Genomic DNA, 17,976 nt, shown 5'->3' with positions numbered 1-17,976 from the left:
CCTTCTCCATGAGGGAGAAGGCGTTTTTTGCACTATCAAGGGTAACCCGAAGCGCAAACGCAGGCAGCCGACCGCAGCCTGAACGCACCGCGCCAAGGACGTTCACCGCCATGTGCGCCAGCGTATTTTGCGCTGGCGTCTTGCTGTTGCCGCTCGCCGGCCAGGCGGCGGAAGACAATAAATCCCAGCTGAAAGACATCCAGCAGAGCATCGCCGAGAAAGAAAAGGCGGTAAAGCAGCAGCAGCAGCAGCGCAGCTCTCTGCAGGATCAGCTGCGCCAGCAGGAAAAAACCATCGCCCAAGCCAGCCGCCAATTGCGCGACACCCAGGGCTCGCTCACTCAGCTGGGCAAGGACATTTCCAGCCTGAACGCCTCGATAGCCAAGTTGCAAAAGCAGCAGTCGACCCAGCAAAACCTCCTCGCCAAACAACTCGACGCCGCCTTCCGGCAAGGGCAGCACAGCGCCGTGCAACTGATCCTCAGCGGTGAAGAAAGCCAGCGCAGCGAACGTATCCTGGCTTATTTCGGCTATCTGAACGAAGCGCGCCAGAAAACCATCGAAGAGCTGAAACAGACCCGCGCCGAGCTGGCGAAGCAGAAAACCACGCTGGTGGCCAAACAGGGCCAGCAAAAATCCTTACTGGGCGAACAACAGACGCAGCAGCAAAAACTGGAGCAGGCGCGCGGCGCCCGCAAGAAAACGCTGACCGAGCTGGAAGCTTCGCTGGAAAAAGACCAACAACGCCTGGTGGAACTGCGCCAGAACGAAACCCGCATGCGCGACAAGATCGCCCGCGCGGAGCGCGAAGCCCGCGCGCGCGCCGAACGCGAAGCGCGTGAAGCGGCCAAGGTGCGCGAACAGGTGCGCATCAAAGAACAACAGGCGAAGAAAACCGGCACCACCTACAAACCAAGCGAAGCCGATCGCTCGCTGATGGCGCGTACCGGCGGCCTCGGCCGCCCGGCCGGCCAGCTGATGTGGCCGGTGCGCGGCCGCACTCTGCACGGCTTTGGCGAACAGCAGCAGGGCGAGCTACGCTGGAAAGGCATGGTGATCGAAGCCCGCGAAGGCAGCGAAGTGAAAGCCGTCGCCGATGGCCGCGTGCTGCTGGCCGACTGGCTGCAAGGCTATGGCCTGATGGTGGTGGTCGAACACGGCAAAGGCGACATGAGCGTGTACGGTTACAACCAGAGCGCGTTGGTCAACGTCGGGGCGCAGGTGCGCGCCGGTCAGCCGATCGCCCTGGTCGGCACCAGCGGCGGTCAAGGAACGCCGTCGCTCTATTTCGAAATCCGTCGTCAAGGACAGGCGGTTAACCCACTGCCGTGGTTGGGAAGATAGATTTGCGCTATGTCAAAACCCGTACAGCACTACTGATTGGCTGTCTGCTGCAGGTTTACGCCGCGCAGGCAGGAAAACTCTCCATCGTCATCGATGACGTGGGCTACCGCCCGCATGAAGAAAATGCGGTGCTGCAAATGCCGACGGCGATCTCCGTCGCGGTGTTGCCCAACGCGCCTTACGCCCGCCTGATGGCCACCCGCGCCCACAGCCAGGGCCGCGAAGTACTGATCCACATGCCGATGGCGCCGCTCAGCAAACAGCCGCTGGAACGCGATACCCTGCAGCCGTCCATGAGCAGCGACGAGATCCAACGCATCATCCGCAACGCGGTGAACAACGTGCCCTACGCTGTCGGCATGAACAACCACATGGGCAGCGCCATGACCTCCAGCCTGCCGGGCATGCAAAAAGTGATGCAGGCGCTCGAAAGCTATCGCCTGTACTTCCTCGACAGCATGACCATCGGCAGCAGCCAGGCGACCCGCGCCGCGGCCGGCACCGGAGTTAAAGTCATCAAACGCAAGGTGTTCCTCGACGATACCGCGAACGAAGCCGATATCCGCCGCCAGTTCAACCGCGCGGTCGAATTGGCGCGGCGCAACGGCTCCGCCATCGCCATCGGCCACCCGCGCCCGGCGACAGTGAAGGTGTTGCAGCAAATGCTGCCGTCGCTGCCCGCCGATATCGTGCTGGTCAAACCGAGTGCGCTGCTGAACGAACCGCAGAGCAACAGCGGCGGCGGCTACGTTCCACCGCCGGTCAAACCGCAGAAACCGCAACCGAAGAACCCGTTCAGCGGCGGCATCAAACAGTGCAAAGTCAAGTTGCCGAAGGAAAAAGTCAACGCCGGCACCGTGCTGGGCGTCATCGGCGACAGCATCGCCGCCTCGCCGCCGGTGACCTTCATCAAGCGTCATTGGCAGCACTGGACGCAGGCCAAACCGCAAGCATAAAAAAAGGCCGGAATTCCGGCCCTTTTCACCTCTGTCGAGATCAATCCCAGCTCAGCACCACTTTGCCCGACTTGCCGGAACGCATGGCGTCGAAGCCCTGCTGGAACTCGTCGATCGAGAAGCGGTGGGTGATGATCGGAGTCAAATCCAGACCGGACTGGATCAGCGCCGCCATCTTGTACCAGGTTTCAAACATTTCGCGGCCGTAAATCCCTTTGATAAACAGCCCTTTGAAGATGACCTGGTTCCAGTCGATCGACATATCCGAAGGCGGAATACCCAGCATGGCGATACGCCCGCCGTGGTTCATGGCATTGAGCAGCGTGCGGAACGCCGGCGGCGCGCCGGACATTTCCAAACCGACATCGAACCCTTCGGTCATGCCCAGTTCGGCCATCACGTCGCTGAGGTTTTCCTTGCTGACGTTCACCGCGCGAGTCACGCCCATCTTGCGCGCCAGCTCCAAACGGTATTCGTTGACGTCGGTGATCACCACGTGGCGTGCGCCGACGTGTTTGCACACCGCCGCCGCCATGATGCCGATCGGGCCGGCGCCGGACACCAACACGTCTTCCCCGACCAGGTCAAACGACAGCGCGGTATGCACTGCGTTGCCGAACGGATCGAAGATCGAGGCCAGTTCGTCGGAGATGTTATCCGGGATCTTGAAGGCGTTGAACGCCGGGATCACCAGATACTCCGCGAAGCTGCCCGGGCGGTTCACGCCTACGCCAATGGTGTTGCGGCACAGGTGCGTGCGGCCGCCGCGGCAGTTGCGGCAGTGGCCGCAGGTGATGTGGCCTTCGCCGGACACGCGATCGCCGATGTTGAAGCCTTTGACTTCCTGACCGATCGCCACCACTTCGCCCACGTACTCATGGCCGACCACCATCGGAACCGGAATGGTTTTTTGCGACCACTCGTCCCAGTTGTAAATATGCACATCGGTGCCGCAGATCGCGGTTTTGCGGATTTTGATCATGATGTCATTGTGACCCAGCTCCGGCTGAGGCACGTCGGTCATCCAAATCCCTTCTTCCGCTTTCAGTTTTGACAGTGCTTTCATGGTTTTACCTTATGCAATAACGCCAAGATTTTTACCGATACGTATAAACGCCGCCACTGCGCGTTCGATTTGCTCCGGGGTGTGGTCGGCGGACATCTGGGTACGGATGCGCGCCTGGCCTTTCGGCACCACCGGATAGAAGAAACCGGTCACATAGATGCCTTCCTTGAGCAACGCATTGGCGAACTCCTGCGCCAGCTTCGCCTCACCCAGCATCACCGGGATGATGGCGTGATCGGCGCCGGCCAAAGTGAAGCCGGCGGCGGTCATTTTTTCGCGGAACAGACGCGCGTTGGCCCACAGGCGATCGCGCAACGCATCGCCCTCTTCCAACAGTTCCAGCACTTTGATCGACGCGGCGACGATCGCCGGCGCCAGCGAGTTGGAGAACAGGTACGGGCGCGAACGCTGGCGCAGCCACTCCACCACTTCTTTCTTGGCGGCGGTGTAGCCGCCGGACGCGCCGCCCAGCGCCTTGCCCAGGGTACCGGTAATGATATCGACGCGGCCCATCACTTCGCAGTATTCATGGGTGCCGCGCCCGTTGGCGCCGACAAAGCCCACCGCGTGGGAGTCATCCACCATCACCAGCGCCTGATACTCGTCCGCCAGATCGCAAACCCCTTTCAGGTTGGCAATGACGCCATCCATCGAGAATACACCATCGGTGGCGATCAGAATGTGGCGCGCGCCGTCGGCTTTGGCCTGCTTCAGCTGCGCGGCCAGCTCGGTCATGTCGTTGTTGGCGTAGCGATAACGTTTAGCCTTGCACAGGCGCACGCCGTCGATGATCGACGCATGGTTCAGCGCATCGGAGATAATGGCGTCTTCCGGGCCCAGCAGGGTTTCGAACAACCCGCCGTTGGCGTCGAAGCAGGAGGAGTACAGGATCGCGTCTTCCATACCCAAAAAGGCCGCCAGTTTCTGTTCCAGCTGCTTGTGGCTGTCTTGGGTGCCGCAGATGAAGCGCACCGACGCCATGCCGAAACCGTGGCTGTCCATCCCCGCCTTGGCGGCGGCGATCAGCGCCGGATGGTTGGCCAGGCCCAGGTAGTTATTGGCGCAGAAGTTGATCACATGGCTGCCGTCGGCAACGGCGATATCCGCTTGTTGCGCGGAGGTGATGATGCGTTCTTCCTTGAACAGCCCTTCACTGCGAGTGGCGGCAAGCTGTTGTTCCAACTGCTGATAAAAAGACGCTGACATTCGGTTATCTCCAGGATTGGGCTATTTGCGGCATATTTTACTGATTTGTAACCAAACTGACGAGAATGCGCGGGAGAGAATATTAAAATTGCAGCAGATATCACGGCAAAAAGCGGACTTCAATGGCTATGCGGGATATTCGGAGCCCTTCCGCTGTTTGCCGCGGCATGAAATGCTATTATAACCGCCATTGAGCGTGGGGCATTGTGCCCCGCCAGGCAGCTTAGCAGGGGTAACCCAATGATTATCGTCACAGGCGGCGCCGGCATGATCGGCAGCAACATCGTTAAGGCACTGAACGACAAAGGATATCGCGATATCCTGGTGGTGGATAACCTGAAAGACGGCACCAAGTTCGTCAACCTGGTCGATCTGGACATTGCCGACTATATCGATAAAGAAGACTTTATCGCCAGCATCGTGGCCGGCGACGATCTGGGCGATATCGAGGCGGTCTTCCACGAAGGTGCCTGCTCCGCCACCACCGAGTGGGACGGCAAGTACATGATGGACAACAACTATCAGTACTCTAAAGACATTCTGCATTACTGCCTGGATCGCGAAATTCCGTTCCTGTACGCCTCCTCCGCCGCCACTTACGGCGGCCGCGAAGAGTTTATCGAAGAGCGCCAGTATGAAGCGCCGCTCAACGTGTACGGCTACTCCAAATTCCTGTTCGACCAGTACGTGCGTGAGATCCTGCCGGAAGCGGACTCGCAGATCTGCGGTTTCCGCTACTTCAACGTTTACGGCCCGCGCGAAGGCCACAAAGGCAGCATGGCCAGCGTCGCCTTCCATCTGAACACCCAGCTCAACCGCGGTGAAAACCCGAAACTGTTCGCCGGCAGCGAAAACTTCAAGCGCGACTTCATCTACGTCGGCGACGTGGCGGCGGTCAACCTGTGGTTCTGGGAAACCGGTAAATCCGGCATCTTCAACTGCGGCACCGGCCGAGCGGAAACCTTCCAGGCGGTGGCCGACGCGGTGGTGGACTTCCACCAGAAAGGCGCAGTGGAATACATCGAATTCCCGGAAAAGCTGAAGGGCCGCTACCAGGCGTACACCCAGGCCGATCTGACCAAGCTGCGCGCCGCCGGCTACGACGCACCGTTTAAAACGGTCGCCGAAGGCGTGAAAGAGTACATGGCCTGGTTGAATCGCACCGCATAAGCTGAAGGAATTAACGCTGGGTATGAAAATACTGGTTATCGGCCCTTCTTGGGTTGGCGACATGATGATGTCGCAAAGTCTCTATCGCACCCTGAAGGCCGAACACCCGTCGGCGGAGATCGATGTGATGGCGCCGGCCTGGTGCCGCCCGCTGCTGGCGCGCATGCCGGAAGTCAATCAGGCGCTGGCGATGCCGCTGGGCCACGGCGCGCTGGGGCTCGGCGAGCGCCGCCGTCTGGGGCGCGCCCTGCGCGCCAACCGTTACGATCGCGCTTACGTGCTACCCAACTCGTTCAAATCCGCGCTGGTACCCTTCTTCGCCGATATCCCGCAGCGCACCGGCTGGCGGGGCGAAATGCGTTACGGCCTGCTGAACGACGTCCGCGTACTCGACAAGGCGGCCTTCCCGCTGATGGTGCAGCGCTACGTGGCGCTGGCCTATGACAAGGGCCGCATTCAGCGTGCCGATGACCTGCCACAGCCGCTGTTGCGGCCGCAGCTGCAGGTGAACGACAAGGAGATCGCCGAAACCACCGCCGCCTTCAACCTGCCCGACAGCCGACCGATCGTCGGTTTCTGCCCGGGGGCGGAGTTCGGCCCGGCCAAGCGCTGGCCGCACTACCACTACGCAACGCTGGCTCAGCGGCTGATTGATAGCGGCTATCAGGTTGCGCTGTTCGGTTCGGCGAAAGACCACGAGGCCGGCGAGCAGATCCGCACCGCATTGCATGAAGACGCCCGCCACTTCTGCTTTAACCTGGCCGGGGAAACCCAGCTGGAACAAGCGGTTATCCTGATCGCCGCCTGCCGGGCGGTGGTCAGCAACGATTCCGGTTTAATGCACGTTGCCGCGGCGTTGAACAAACCGCTGATAGCCTTGTACGGCCCAAGCAGCCCCGACTTCACGCCGCCGCTCTCCGACCAGGCGCGAGTGATCCGCTTGATTAGCGGCTATCACAAGGTACGCAAGGGAGACGCCGAGCAGGGGTACCACCAAAGTTTGATCGATATTCAGCCGCAGCAAGTGTTGGACGCGCTGACGCCGTTGCTTGTCGCCAGCGAGGAATAGTCATGCAGGTGTTAATAGTAAAAACCTCCTCGATGGGGGACGTGCTGCATACGCTGCCCGCCCTGACCGACGCGCAGCAGGCCATTCCCGATATTCGCTTCGATTGGGTGGTGGAAGAGGGCTTCAGCCAGGTTCCCACCTGGCACCCGGCGGTGGATCGCGTGATCCCGGTGGCCATTCGCCGCTGGCGTAAGAACTGGTTCGGCAACGACACCCGGCAACAACGCTGCGACTTCAAGCGCGCGCTGCAAGAACGCCGCTACGACCTGGTGATCGACGCGCAGGGCCTGATCAAAAGCGCCGCGCTGATCACGCGCATCGCCAAAGGCAGCAAGCACGGCCCGGACTGCAAGAGCGCGCGCGAACCGTTCGCCAGCTGGTTCTACAACGTGCGCCATGAGATAGACAAACAGCAGCATGCGGTGGAACGCACGCGCGAGCTGTTCGCCAAGAGCCTCGGCTACGACAAACCGGGCAGCTACGGCGATTACGCCATCGCCGCGCGCTTTCTCAGCCGTCCGCCCGCTGACGCCGGTCAGTATCTGGTGTTTTTGCACGCCACGACCCGTGACGACAAGCACTGGCCGGAACAACACTGGCGAGAGCTGATCGCGCTGGCGGCCGACAGCGGGCTGAAAATCAAACTGCCGTGGGGTGCGGAGCATGAACATCAGCGTGCACTGCGGTTGGCGGAAGGTTTTTCACATGTCGAAGTGCTGCCGAAGCTCAGCCTGCAGCAGGTGGCTGAAGTGCTGGCCGGCGCCAAAGGCGTGGTCTCGGTCGACACCGGGCTCAGCCATTTGACCGCCGCGCTCGACAAACCGAACATCACGCTGTTCGGGCCGACCGATCCCGGCCTGATCGGCGGCTATGGGCAAAATCAGCACTCGCTGATTTCGCCGGAAAAAGAGATGGCGACTATCGACGCCGGCACGGCATGGCAGGCGTTGCAAAAGGTTATTGCATGAAAAAACTGCACATTATCAACCTGGGAAAAATGGGCGGCGTCGAGCGCCTGTTTCTGCAGTACATCAACGAGACGACCGACGGCAGCAACCAGATCTTGTGCATCAGTCCTGACATCGGCGAGGAGATCCGCCGGCAGCTGCCCGCGCATCAATCCGTCACGTTCGCCAACCGCTTGGTCAATTCGCTGACGCTGCGCTGCCCGCAGTTCCTGCGTAAATTTCTGCTGAAGCGGAAAATTGAGCGGGCCAACGCCGACGTGGTGATCGTCTGGGACTTGGTGCCGGGGCTGGTGACCAAACCCAAACGCGGCAAGCTGGTTTACTACGATCACGGCTGTTCCTGGCGCTATCCCAAGAATCAAAAGACGCTGCGTTTCTTCGCCATGCTGGACGGCGTGATTTCCGCCTCGCACGCCTCAAAACGGGTGATGGAACTGCGCTTTAACCTGCCTTGCCCAAATCACGTGGTGATCAACCGCATCAAGACGCCGGCGGGGATCGCCAACGCGCCGAAAGTGCTGTCGCAGCCGATCAGAATCGGCACCGCCTCGCGCCTGGTCAGCCTGAAAGGCATCAGCGTTTCACTCTTGATGATGCAGGAATTGCTGCGGCGCGGGCATGACGTCACGCTGGAAGTGGCCGGCAAAGGGCCGGATCGCGCAGCGTTCGAGGCGCTGGCCGCCCGGCTTCAGCTCGGCGATCGCGTGACCTTTAGCGGTTACCAGGACGATGTCGCCGGCTTCTTCAATCGCACGCACATCTACATGAGTACGCCGATCACCGAGCCGTTTGGTTTGTCTTGCATGGAATCGCTCTATTTCGGCGTGCCGGTCATTTTCCCTCGGGTTGACGGCCAGCCGGAAGCCGTGAAAGACGGCGTCTGCGGCATCGGCCTGACGCCGTCGGTCACCATCGAACAACACCGGCAGTTAACCGATATCGAGGTCGATTTCCCGCATGAGGTCTACGATCCGCTGACCGACAGCCTGGTCTCCCCCAAACTGCTGTCGCATCTCGACTGCGCGGATGCCGTGGAGACATTGCTGGAGCGTGAAACCTATCAGACTCTGAGCCGGAATGCGCAGCGCTATCCTGCGGAACATTTCAACTATGATCAGTTCAAAGCTGAGTTCGACGACACGCTGCGATCATTTATCGCTTAATTGAAACGTGAGCCGGAAAACACGCCCGATGCTAAAACTAAGAACACCGCACCCCGCCTTCAGCTATCTGATTTATCTGGGGTGCGCCATCGCTTTTTGCGCCATCCCTTTCGGTTCTGCGACCGGACGCAATCTCTTTTACGTTTCCAGCTACATCGCCTTTATCGCCGTTTGCCTGTATCCCGGTTATTATTTTAAAAATAAAGGCAACTTGCTGCTTCCCGTGCTTTTTTTCTGCGTCGGCATGGGAACCATCCTCTGGATGCATCACTTCAAACAGCCGGGCGAATACATCAACATTTATCGTTCATATATGTCGACCGGCAAGCTCCAACTCGCTACCGCCTTCATTTTGCTCATCGCGCTCAATGAACGTCTGTGCGTACAGCGCCTGCTGGTCGTCGTGGCCCTCGCCACCGGCCTGGCGGTCAACGGTTATTCCCTCTATCAGGGATTGCGCCTGGATATTCCGCGCGTAGAGCTCAACTTCGATCGCGCCACGGTCGCTGCCTACCTGATGACCGCCATCGATCTGGTGATGATGCAGGCCATCCTGATGCTGCGCACCCGCTACCGTCTGGCGTTGTACATCGCGGCATTCCTGCTGTCCTTCTCTGCGCTGGTGCTCACCGGCACCCGCGCGGCCATGTTGGTCTACCCGGTGGCGGTCTGCCTGTCGCTGCTGGCGACCAAACATCTGGTCTCCAGAAAGCACAAGCTCGCGCTGGTCTTCTCAGTGCCGCTGCTGCTCGTGGCTTGCGGCCTGGTGTTTAAACCGCAGATAGAACAACGCATTCAGGCCTTTGAGACCGACATGCGCCTGATGGACCAACCTCAGACCGAAAACTCGATCATTTCCCGGTTGTCGATGCAAACGCTGGCATGGCGTACAGGGTCAGACGCCCCCTGGGGCCAATCCGCCGAACAGCGCGGCGAAGAGATCCGTTCTCTGGTCGCCCAACAGCCGCGCCTGTCTGGCGTCATGCCCTACATCAACGTCCACCTGCATAACGAGCTGCTGGAAACCTATTCGCTCAAGGGCGTTTGGGGTGTACTGCTGCTGCTGGCGCTCTATGTCGGCCTGTTCTTCTCTGCGTTCCGGCCGCAGCGCAACGCGCTGCTGTTGAGCGTGAGCGCGAGCCTGTTCGTTTACGGCCTGAGCGACGTTATCTTCTTCAGCACGGAAGGCACCGCCATGTTCTGTTTAGCGTTGATTGCCGCCGTTCTTTCCGTTACGAAACAACCCGCTGCCCAGGAGCAGACCCCGTGAATCCCCAGCAGCCGCTGCTCAGCATGATCGTGCCGTTTTATAATAATGAAGCGTTCGTCATCGCGGCGTTGAAATCGTTATTTACGCAGATTAGTGACGATATCGAGGTGGTGATCATCGACGATGGCTCCACCGACGCCTCCGGCACGCTGGTCAGCCAATATCTGGCGCAGCGGCGGCACCCGCGCGTGGTCTTTATTTCACAGGCCAACGGCGGCATTGCGCGCGCCCGCAACGTCGGGTTGCGGCAGGCCACCGGACGCTATGTCACCTTTCTTGATGGTGACGATCTGCTGAGCGACGACTACCTGGCGATCCTGCGGCCCCTGCTGACCGCCGGTGAAGATGACCTGATCGACTTTAATTATCAGAAGTTCACCGAACAACCGCCGACACCCGATAATCGCGCGGCGCAGCCCGTCGCCTACGACTTTTCACAATTGGGGTTGGGCTGCCTGCAACCGCTGTTTGCACGCTCGATGTGGCATCTCTGGAGCCGGGTATATAAACGCACGTTGCTGGAAGGTGAAACGTTCGAAGACGGCAGACGCTATGAAGACGTGATTTTCACGCCTTTTCAGTATTTCAAAACGCGCCGCATCGCCCATCTCGACTGCGAGCTCTACTTTTATCGGGACAACAGCCAAGGCATCACCCGCAATATCAAACCTAAAGATATTGAAGATCTGCTGTTCGCCATGGAGAAAATGCTGCGCTTTGTGGCACAGCATCCCGGGGATGAATCGTTGCGCCGACTGGCCGCCCTGATGCTCGCCAACTGCTTTTCCGAGGTGAAAAGCATGTCGAAGGCGGTATACGGTTACTATCATTACGCGCCGGCAACGCTGCACATCCTGCGCCGCGCCGCCGATATCTGCCGCAACAGCGACGTGCCGGGCAAAAAAGTCCGCCAGATGCGCTATGCGCGAGTGGATACCTTTCTTTCGAAGTTGCGCGGGCGCAAACCTCACTAACCGCATCGGCCAGGCGGCCGATGCGTCGTCGCTCCCTCAGCGCGTCAAAGGCACGTGCGCGACCAGTTCATCATAAATCCGCTGCGGCTGGATGACCCCCATCGGGCTTTCTGCCTCCAGCGGCATCGTATAGCCGGTACGCGACACTTGAATGATGCGGTGCAGTTCAGCATCCTGAATCGGCCCGGTGGAGCGTGAGTCGGCGGTCACGAACAGGCTGATGGTTTTCACCTTCAACGCCACCGCCAGATGCAGCGGCCCGGTATCGCCGGTGACCAGAACATGGAAACTGTCGATCAGCGTCAGCAAGCCTTGCAGCCCCGTTTTACCGATCTGGTTATCCACGCAGGCCTGCGTGTCAGGGCCGATCAGGTTCATGAACTGTTTGGCCTTGCCGTCGTCAAACGGTGCGCCAATCAGCACGATGCGCACGTTGGGGTGCTTCGCCACCAGCTCATCGGCCAACCGCGCATAGTGCGACACCGGCCAGCAACGCGACTCCGTTGACGCCCCTAGCTGGAAACCGATGGTGGGGTGTTCGCTGCTTTTGACGCCGCGCTGATAGTCCACGGGAATTTCCATCGTCGGATCGTCGCTGCGGCAGCCCAAAATGGAAATCAGCTCCAGCTTGCGGCGCACGAAGTGGCCGTAGTAATGGAAGATATAGTTGGTCAGCCAAGGCTCCAGCCCGCAAATGCCTGAACTGTAGTTATCCCTGATAATGTACTTCGCCCCGGCCAGTACGGCGCTGATGATGTCATAAGGCAAATGGGAGTGCAGGATCAGCGCCAAATCCGGCCGATGTTCGCGCAGCGATTTCAGCAGCGGGCGTATCGTCTTGATCTTGCTGTCCCAATACACCACGCGATCGTAATAGCGGCCGTTTTCCACCAGCTCGCGGTTTTTCTTGTGCACCACCAGCGTAATGTGCGCATCGGGGTAGCGCTCCCTCATCGCCCTCAACGCCGGCGTGTTGAACATGAAATCGCCCAACGCCGTAGTGGAATAGATGACGATGTTGTCAAATTGCTGGGCGCCGTCGAACGTCGCCTTGTCCTGAAAACGGCCGTACTTCGCCGTATAGCGCCGCAAGAACCAGTCGGCAACCTTGATTTTCCATTTCTTCGACATGTGAGTTCTTAGTTCGCTTTAAGTTGATAATACTCGGCCAGCGTCATGCCCACCGTGCGCTGCTGCAGCCAGTCAAACAACTGCTCCAGATCGCGATACAGCCCTTCGATGTCCTGTTCGGTTTTGAACGTCGGGCTGCCGCCCGGCATAAACTCGGAGGAGTGCAGCATAAATTCGACGTAGTCATGCCCTTGCGCCAGCGACGCCTCGGCCACGCTTTTCATCTTGTCCACGTTGCCGCCGCTGGGCCGCAGCCAGTTGACGGACGGCGAGCGCCGTTTGCCGCGCAGCCGGTCATAACCCTGCTTGAACGCATTCATCAGCGCCGAGTGTTTGTACTGAATGCTCATCGGCACTTCCAGAAGCGACGAAGCGCCCGGTTTGGCGATGTTCTGCGGATCGATGAAATAGGCCTGCGACGGGAAGCGGCGGTAATCGGTGCCACCGTTGCCCTGCGGGTTGCCCGGCGAGAACTGCCAGTTGACCCGCGGCGTAACCGAGCAGTCCACCTGATAGCCGTACTCCAGCAGCAGCGAGGCATAGTATTCGTTGAACGCCCAGCGGCCGGCGCGGTGGCTCAGCATTTTGGTCTGGAAAGCGTCTTCCAGCAGCTTGGTCATATGATCGACCTTGGCACGAACCTGATCGGCGGGATACTCGATAAGATAGGGCTTGTGGCGCCAGTCGTCGTCGGTCAACGGCGTTAGCGGCGGGCTGTTCCAGGCGTGCAGATGCATGCCCACCTCGCCGGCGCCGCGGGCGATAACATCGCGCGCGAACTCGACGTAAGCCGGATCCATCGCCATTTCATAGTTGGTGAGATAAACCGGTTTGAAGGCGTATTTTTCGCACAGCGCCTGAAAGCGCGGCAAGAAACGCGTGTTTTCGGTCGCGATGCGATCGTGGTTTTGCCACAGATTATCGCCTTCGGTATCAATGGTGATGAGAAACGCCGGTTTAGTCATGAATATCGAGCCTGATATCAACAGAATGCACTATGTTACGCAGGCCGTTTCGCCAGGGCAAACGACTTTGCTGCCTGGTTTGGACAACGTTGAGACGCATTCGTCCCCTGCGCGGCGATTTTTTTGCCGCCCGCCAAGAAAACCGTGCAACAGTAGCCACATGCGATCGGGTCATTTAGAATCAAAGATTGGTTTCCCAGAAAGCGACTCATGATGAACGACGCGCCAGCCCTAACTTCCGCCCCATCCGTACAGCGTATCCTGATCATAAAACTGCGCCACCACGGCGATATGCTGCTGGTCACGCCGGTCATCAGCAGCCTGCGGCAAAACTACCCGCAGTCGCAGATCGATGTGCTGCTGTATCAGGAAACGCAGGAGATGCTGGCCAGCAATCCAGAGCTGTCGACCCTTTTCGCCATCGATCGCCAATGGAAAAAACAGGGTGCCCGCGCACACCTGGGGCACGAGCTGGCGCTACTGCGCCGCCTGAAGGAGCAGCGCTACGATCTGGTGGTCAACCTGGCCGATCAGTGGCGCAGTGCCATCCTCACGCGCCTGACCGGCGCGCGCATCCGTCTGGGCTTCGATTTTCCCAAACGCCGCGGCTTCCTGTGGCGCCACTGCCACACGCAACTGGTGCCGGTGGACAATCACGCCCGCCTGCATACCGTCGAACAAAACCTGTCTCTGCTGGCACCACTGAATCTGCCCACGCTCAATGAACATGTCACCATGAGTTATGAACCGCAGGATTGGCAGGCTTGTGAGCAACTGTTGCAGAAACAGGGCGTCGCAGGCGGGTATATTGTGGTGCAACCCACGTCGCGCTGGTTCTTCAAATGCTGGAGCGAAGAGAAAATGGCCGCCACCCTCACCGCCTTGCAGGCCGATGGCCACCGGCTGGTGATCACCTCTGGCCCTGACGCCAGAGAAAAAGCCATGGTAGAACGTATTTTGGCGCTCTGCCCGCCGCAGGGCGTGGTCTCGTTGGCCGGGCAACTGACGCTGCGCCAGCTGGCCGCCCTGATCGATCACGCCAAGCTGTTTATCGGCGTGGACTCGGTGCCGATGCACATGGCCGCCGCGCTGCAAACGCCATGTGTGGCGCTGTTCGGCCCTTCCAAGCTGACCTTCTGGCGGCCATGGCAGGCCATCGGCACCGTGATCTGGGCCGGCGACTTCGGTGAACTGCCCGATCCCGACGCCATCGATACCGGCACCGACGAACGGTATCTCGACCTTATTCCTACAGACGCGGTGATTGCAGCCGCGCGGAGCACGCTGGCATGAAAGCATTTCGTTTGGCGATCGTTCGCCAAAAATACCGCCCGGACGGCGGGGCCGAACGTTTCGTTTCCCGCGCCCTGGAGGCGCTGGAACAACAGGATCTCGATCTGAACGTCATCACCCGCGAATGGCAAGGTGACGCCAACCCCAACTGGCACATCCATCTGTGCAACCCGTTAAAACTCGGCCGCATCAGCCGCGAGCGCGGGTTCGCCGTGGCGGCCAGGGCCCTGTGGCAGAAAGAGCGCTTCGACCTGGTGCAAAGCCACGAGCGCATTCCCGGCTGCGACATCTACCGCGCCGGCGACGGCGTACACCGCCGCTGGTTGCTGCAACGCGCGCGTCTGCTGCCGGAATGGCGGCGCAAGTGGCTGTTTTCCAACCGCTATCACCGCTACGTGATGTGCGCCGAACGCGCCATGTACGCCGCGCCGGAGTTGAAAGCCGTCATCTGCAACGCCGAGATGATCAAGCAGGAAATCATCGCCGATTTTGGCGTGCCCGCCGACAAGATCACGGTGATCTATAACGCCATCGACAATCAGAAATTCCCGCCCGCCGACGAGGATCAACGCCGTCGGCTGCGCGAGCAGTATCAGATCCCGCAGCAGGCGCACTGCCTGATCTTCGTCGGCTCCGGCTTCGAGCGCAAAGGGCTGGCCGCTGCCATCCGCGCCGTGGCGGCGACCGACAGCCATCTGCTGGTGGTCGGCAAAGACAAGGCCGAAAAACGCTACCGGGCGCTGGCGCAGTCGCTGGGCTGCGGCGATCGCATACACTTTATGGGTGTGCAAAAACAGACCTTGCCGTTCTATCAGGCGTCGGACGCGCTGCTGCTGCCGACGCTGTACGATCCGTTCCCCAACGTGATTCTGGAAGCGATGTCATGCGGCCTGCCGGTGATCACCAGCACCACCTGCGGTGGCGCCGAGTTTATCACCCCCGGCCAGAACGGCTTCGTCACCGATGCGCTCGACGTACCGGCCATCACGGACGCCATTCGGGCGCTGCCGCGCCAGGCGCTGGGATCGTCCATGGGCGAAGCGGCAAGATTGCGCATTATGACGGCTACGCCGGCGCATCTCTCCGAACAGCTGATTTCCCTCTATAACCGGTTACTGGACTAGCTATGCGTATTCTGATGATCATCGACGGCCTGCCGGGAGGCGGTGCGGAAAAAGTGGTGCTGACCCTGTGTCAGGGCATGCGGCAACAGGGACATGACGTCAGCCTGATCTCGCTGCGCGACGTCTGTAACTATCCTATCCCGTCAGGCATTGATTATCAGGTGGTGGCCGATCGCAGCCGCGCCCCGTGGCGCAAGCTGACCGAGCTGTCACGTCGCGCCACCGCGCTGGATCGGGCGATAGCCGAACACGAGCGTCGACACGGCGCGTTCGATCTGGTGTTCTCCAACCTGCATAAAACCGATCGCATCGTCAGCCGCAGCAAGCGGTTGGCCTCGGATCGTCTGTGGTTTTGCATTCACGGCATTCTCTCCACCTCCTACCTCGGCCATCGCAAGGGCCTGGACCGCTGGCTGAAGCAACGTAAAATCGCCGGCGTTTATCAGGGGAGAAATATCGTCGCCGTTTCACAGGCGGTCGGTGACGACCTGCAGCAGAATCTGCCTATCCGGCCACGCCGATTGGCGGTCATCAATAACCCGTTCGACATCGCCGCCATTCAGCAACAGGCGGCGGAGCCTTGCGAACTGGCCGGTCAGGACTACCTGGTGCACGTCGGCCGTTTTCACGCCACCAAACGGCATGACCGCCTGCTGAAAGCCTATGCGCAATCCGGCATTCAGGCGCCTTTAGCCTTGATCGGCACCGGGGACGACGCCAGAGTCGCCGACGCCAAACGCCTGGCGGCGGAGTTAGGCATCGCAGAACGCGTGCTGTTCCTCGGTTTCCAGGCCAATCCCTACCCGTTTATTCGCCATGCGTCGCTGCTGGTGCTCAGTTCCGACAGCGAAGGGTTCGGCAACGTACTGGTGGAATCGCTGCTGTGCGGCACGCCGGTGGTCAGCACCCGCTGCCCGGGCGGCCCTGCGGAAATTCTGGAAAAAGCCGGCATGACTCACGCGCTGGCGGAATTAAACGAAGCTTCGCTGGCGGAGAAAATGGCAGCGGTCTATGCCAATCCGCCGCAGATAAATCAACAGCAATTGCTGAGCTATGGGCTTGAGCCTATTTGCCGCCAATATCTTGCGCTGAAGAAATAATAAAGAAATAAATAAGGCAGGGGTTTCCTGCCTTATTTTATGCGTTATTTTAACGCCTGCATTTTCTGCCAAACTTCATCGACAGAAACATCTTCACAGTGCCCAGATTCACTTTGCAGAATATGATGACGGCCGGACCACGGATGCCAGGATTCTTTATCAGTATCGCCAAAGAACACCACCATATCCTTATTCAACGCCGCGGCAAGATGCATCTGCCCACCGTCGCTGCACAGCACCCGGTCGCATAAATCAAACCCGCCCAACAATTCACGCACCGAGGCCGTCGGATAGAGCGCGACGCGCGCGTTTTGACACAGCGCCAGCAGCTGTTCGGCGCGCTGCTGGTCGCCGATATCGTCCGGTGCCAGCGTGCCCTGCGGCGACCAGAAAATCAGTACGCCGGTGTGGGGATCGGCGACCAGACGGTTGATGATCTCGGCATAGCGCTCAACCGGCCAACGCCTTTTCGGGCTGCGGCTACTGATATGCACGGCACAGACCCGTTCGACCGGCGGCAACCGTTCCTGCAGACGCTGCGCCGCCAATTGACGCTCTTCCTGTGTCAGAAACACCCGCACCGGCGGGATCGGTATGGATTGGTCGGTAATGGCCGATAAATAGCTGTAGGTGTGCTCGACCTGATGTTTACCGCTGAAGTCGTCTTTGCGGAACGGGCGATGAATATCCTTCGTGCCCAGGTCAGCGCCGATGATATGGGTGGCGCCGGCCATTTTCGCTAAACGCAGGCTGTATTTGCAGGGAACAGGGTTAGCCAAAATGACCGCATCGAACTTTATTTTCCGCAGCTTCAGGAAAATCATCAGGCGCTCGAAATAAACGCCCAGCGTCGTTTCATTTTTCGCCTTGTGCTTGGCCTTTTTATAGACAAAAACTTGTTCGAGGTGCGGGTTATTTTTAACAACGTCTTGGCTGACTTTATTGATCAGCAGATAAAGTTTGGCGTCCGGATAGGCAATTTTCACCCCTTCAATCAGAGGCGTGGTGCAAACAAGATCGCCGATGTTATCGCGGCGAATAATTAAAATATTCTTCATTCCGAGCCTGTCGGCGAAATCGCTCGCCGGTTGTCTGAAACTGACACTCAAGGTTACCAAATTAGCGCCTTTCCCTTCCAGTTATGGTACTATTCCGAGTAACCCATATAAATGAAATTG

Annotated in this window: 16 protein-coding genes; 11 read left to right on the top strand and 5 right to left on the bottom strand. The window is 59.4% G+C overall.

Going from position 1 to position 17,976, the window contains the following annotated elements; all coding sequences use genetic code 11:
- Positions 1–8 precede the first annotated feature (8 nt).
- Together envC and BHU62_RS18760 are read left to right on the top strand one after the other, a co-directional pair.
- Complete coding sequence (envC, locus tag BHU62_RS18765) at positions 9–1,343, top strand: murein hydrolase activator EnvC (protein ID WP_073533457.1); 1,335 nt, start codon at positions 9–11, stop codon at positions 1,341–1,343.
- A gap of 2 nt (positions 1,344–1,345) precedes the next feature.
- A complete protein-coding gene (locus BHU62_RS18760) occupies positions 1,346–2,299 on the top strand; it encodes a divergent polysaccharide deacetylase family protein (RefSeq protein WP_073533455.1) in 954 nt (317 codons plus the stop codon).
- A 40-nt stretch (positions 2,300–2,339) separates the two neighbouring features.
- Here the strand turns inward: BHU62_RS18760 and tdh are convergent, their stop codons facing one another.
- Both tdh and kbl read right to left on the bottom strand, forming a co-directional pair.
- Complete coding sequence (gene tdh, locus BHU62_RS18755; protein ID WP_073533454.1) at positions 2,340–3,365, bottom strand: L-threonine 3-dehydrogenase; 1,026 nt, start codon at positions 3,363–3,365, stop codon at positions 2,340–2,342.
- 9 nt (positions 3,366–3,374) lie between these two features.
- Complete coding sequence (kbl, locus tag BHU62_RS18750; RefSeq protein WP_073533453.1) at positions 3,375–4,571, bottom strand: glycine C-acetyltransferase; 1,197 nt, start codon at positions 4,569–4,571, stop codon at positions 3,375–3,377.
- Between the two features lie 240 nt (positions 4,572–4,811).
- Between kbl and rfaD the strand changes: the two genes are divergently transcribed.
- Genes rfaD through BHU62_RS18720 form a run of 6 tightly spaced genes read left to right on the top strand, consistent with a single transcriptional unit; the run spans position 4,812 to position 11,185 of the window.
- Positions 4,812–5,741: an ADP-glyceromanno-heptose 6-epimerase gene (rfaD, locus tag BHU62_RS18745; RefSeq protein WP_073533452.1), complete on the top strand. Its 930-nt coding sequence runs from the start codon at positions 4,812–4,814 to the stop codon at positions 5,739–5,741.
- A 22-nt stretch (positions 5,742–5,763) separates the two neighbouring features.
- Entirely contained in the window at positions 5,764–6,810 is a 1,047-nt protein-coding gene (rfaF, locus tag BHU62_RS18740) for an ADP-heptose--LPS heptosyltransferase RfaF (protein ID WP_073533451.1), read from the top strand.
- A 2-nt stretch (positions 6,811–6,812) separates the two neighbouring features.
- On the top strand, positions 6,813–7,778 hold the full coding sequence (gene rfaC / locus BHU62_RS18735) for a lipopolysaccharide heptosyltransferase RfaC (RefSeq protein ID WP_073533450.1): 966 nt from the start codon (positions 6,813–6,815) through the stop codon (positions 7,776–7,778).
- Positions 7,775–8,941: a glycosyltransferase gene (locus tag BHU62_RS18730; RefSeq protein ID WP_073533449.1), complete on the top strand. Its 1,167-nt coding sequence runs from the start codon at positions 7,775–7,777 to the stop codon at positions 8,939–8,941. Before rfaC ends, BHU62_RS18730 begins: the two co-directional genes overlap by 4 nt.
- 28 nt (positions 8,942–8,969) lie before the next feature.
- On the top strand, positions 8,970–10,211 hold the full coding sequence (locus tag BHU62_RS18725; RefSeq protein WP_073533448.1) for an O-antigen ligase family protein: 1,242 nt from the start codon (positions 8,970–8,972) through the stop codon (positions 10,209–10,211).
- A complete protein-coding gene (locus BHU62_RS18720; RefSeq protein WP_415915716.1) occupies positions 10,208–11,185 on the top strand; it encodes a glycosyltransferase in 978 nt (325 codons plus the stop codon). Before BHU62_RS18725 ends, BHU62_RS18720 begins: the two co-directional genes overlap by 4 nt.
- Positions 11,186–11,221: 36 nt before the next feature.
- Here BHU62_RS18720 and BHU62_RS18715 read toward each other — a convergent pair whose 3' ends face one another.
- Positions 11,222–12,316, bottom strand: a complete 1,095-nt coding sequence (locus tag BHU62_RS18715; protein WP_073533447.1) for a glycosyltransferase family 9 protein — start codon at positions 12,314–12,316, stop codon at positions 11,222–11,224.
- A gap of 8 nt (positions 12,317–12,324) precedes the next feature.
- Positions 12,325–13,281 carry a polysaccharide deacetylase family protein gene (locus BHU62_RS18710; RefSeq protein ID WP_073533446.1) on the bottom strand — a complete coding sequence of 319 codons (957 nt, stop codon included), beginning with the start codon at positions 13,279–13,281 and terminating at the stop codon, positions 12,325–12,327.
- 210 nt (positions 13,282–13,491) lie between these two features.
- Here BHU62_RS18710 and rfaQ point away from each other — a divergent pair, with 210 nt between their 5' ends.
- From rfaQ to BHU62_RS18695, 3 genes are read left to right on the top strand one after another with little or no spacing between them, the layout of a single operon-like run.
- Entirely contained in the window at positions 13,492–14,574 is a 1,083-nt protein-coding gene (rfaQ, locus tag BHU62_RS18705; RefSeq protein ID WP_073533444.1) for a putative lipopolysaccharide heptosyltransferase III, read from the top strand.
- Positions 14,571–15,698, top strand: coding sequence for a glycosyltransferase family 4 protein (locus BHU62_RS18700; protein ID WP_073533442.1), 1,128 nt, complete (start codon positions 14,571–14,573; stop codon positions 15,696–15,698). Before rfaQ ends, BHU62_RS18700 begins: the two co-directional genes overlap by 4 nt.
- A gap of 2 nt (positions 15,699–15,700) precedes the next feature.
- Positions 15,701–16,798, top strand: coding sequence for a glycosyltransferase (locus BHU62_RS18695; RefSeq protein WP_073533440.1), 1,098 nt, complete (start codon positions 15,701–15,703; stop codon positions 16,796–16,798).
- A gap of 44 nt (positions 16,799–16,842) precedes the next feature.
- On the opposite strand, the gene BHU62_RS18690 is transcribed toward BHU62_RS18695, so the two are convergent.
- Positions 16,843–17,856 carry a glycosyltransferase family 9 protein gene (locus tag BHU62_RS18690; protein ID WP_073533439.1) on the bottom strand — a complete coding sequence of 338 codons (1,014 nt, stop codon included), beginning with the start codon at positions 17,854–17,856 and terminating at the stop codon, positions 16,843–16,845.
- Positions 17,857–17,976 lie beyond the last annotated feature (120 nt).

The organism is Serratia marcescens (assembly GCF_001902635.1).
Lineage (GTDB): Bacteria > Pseudomonadota > Gammaproteobacteria > Enterobacterales > Enterobacteriaceae > Serratia > Serratia marcescens_F.
This window is presented reverse-complemented; position numbering and strand designations above follow the sequence as displayed.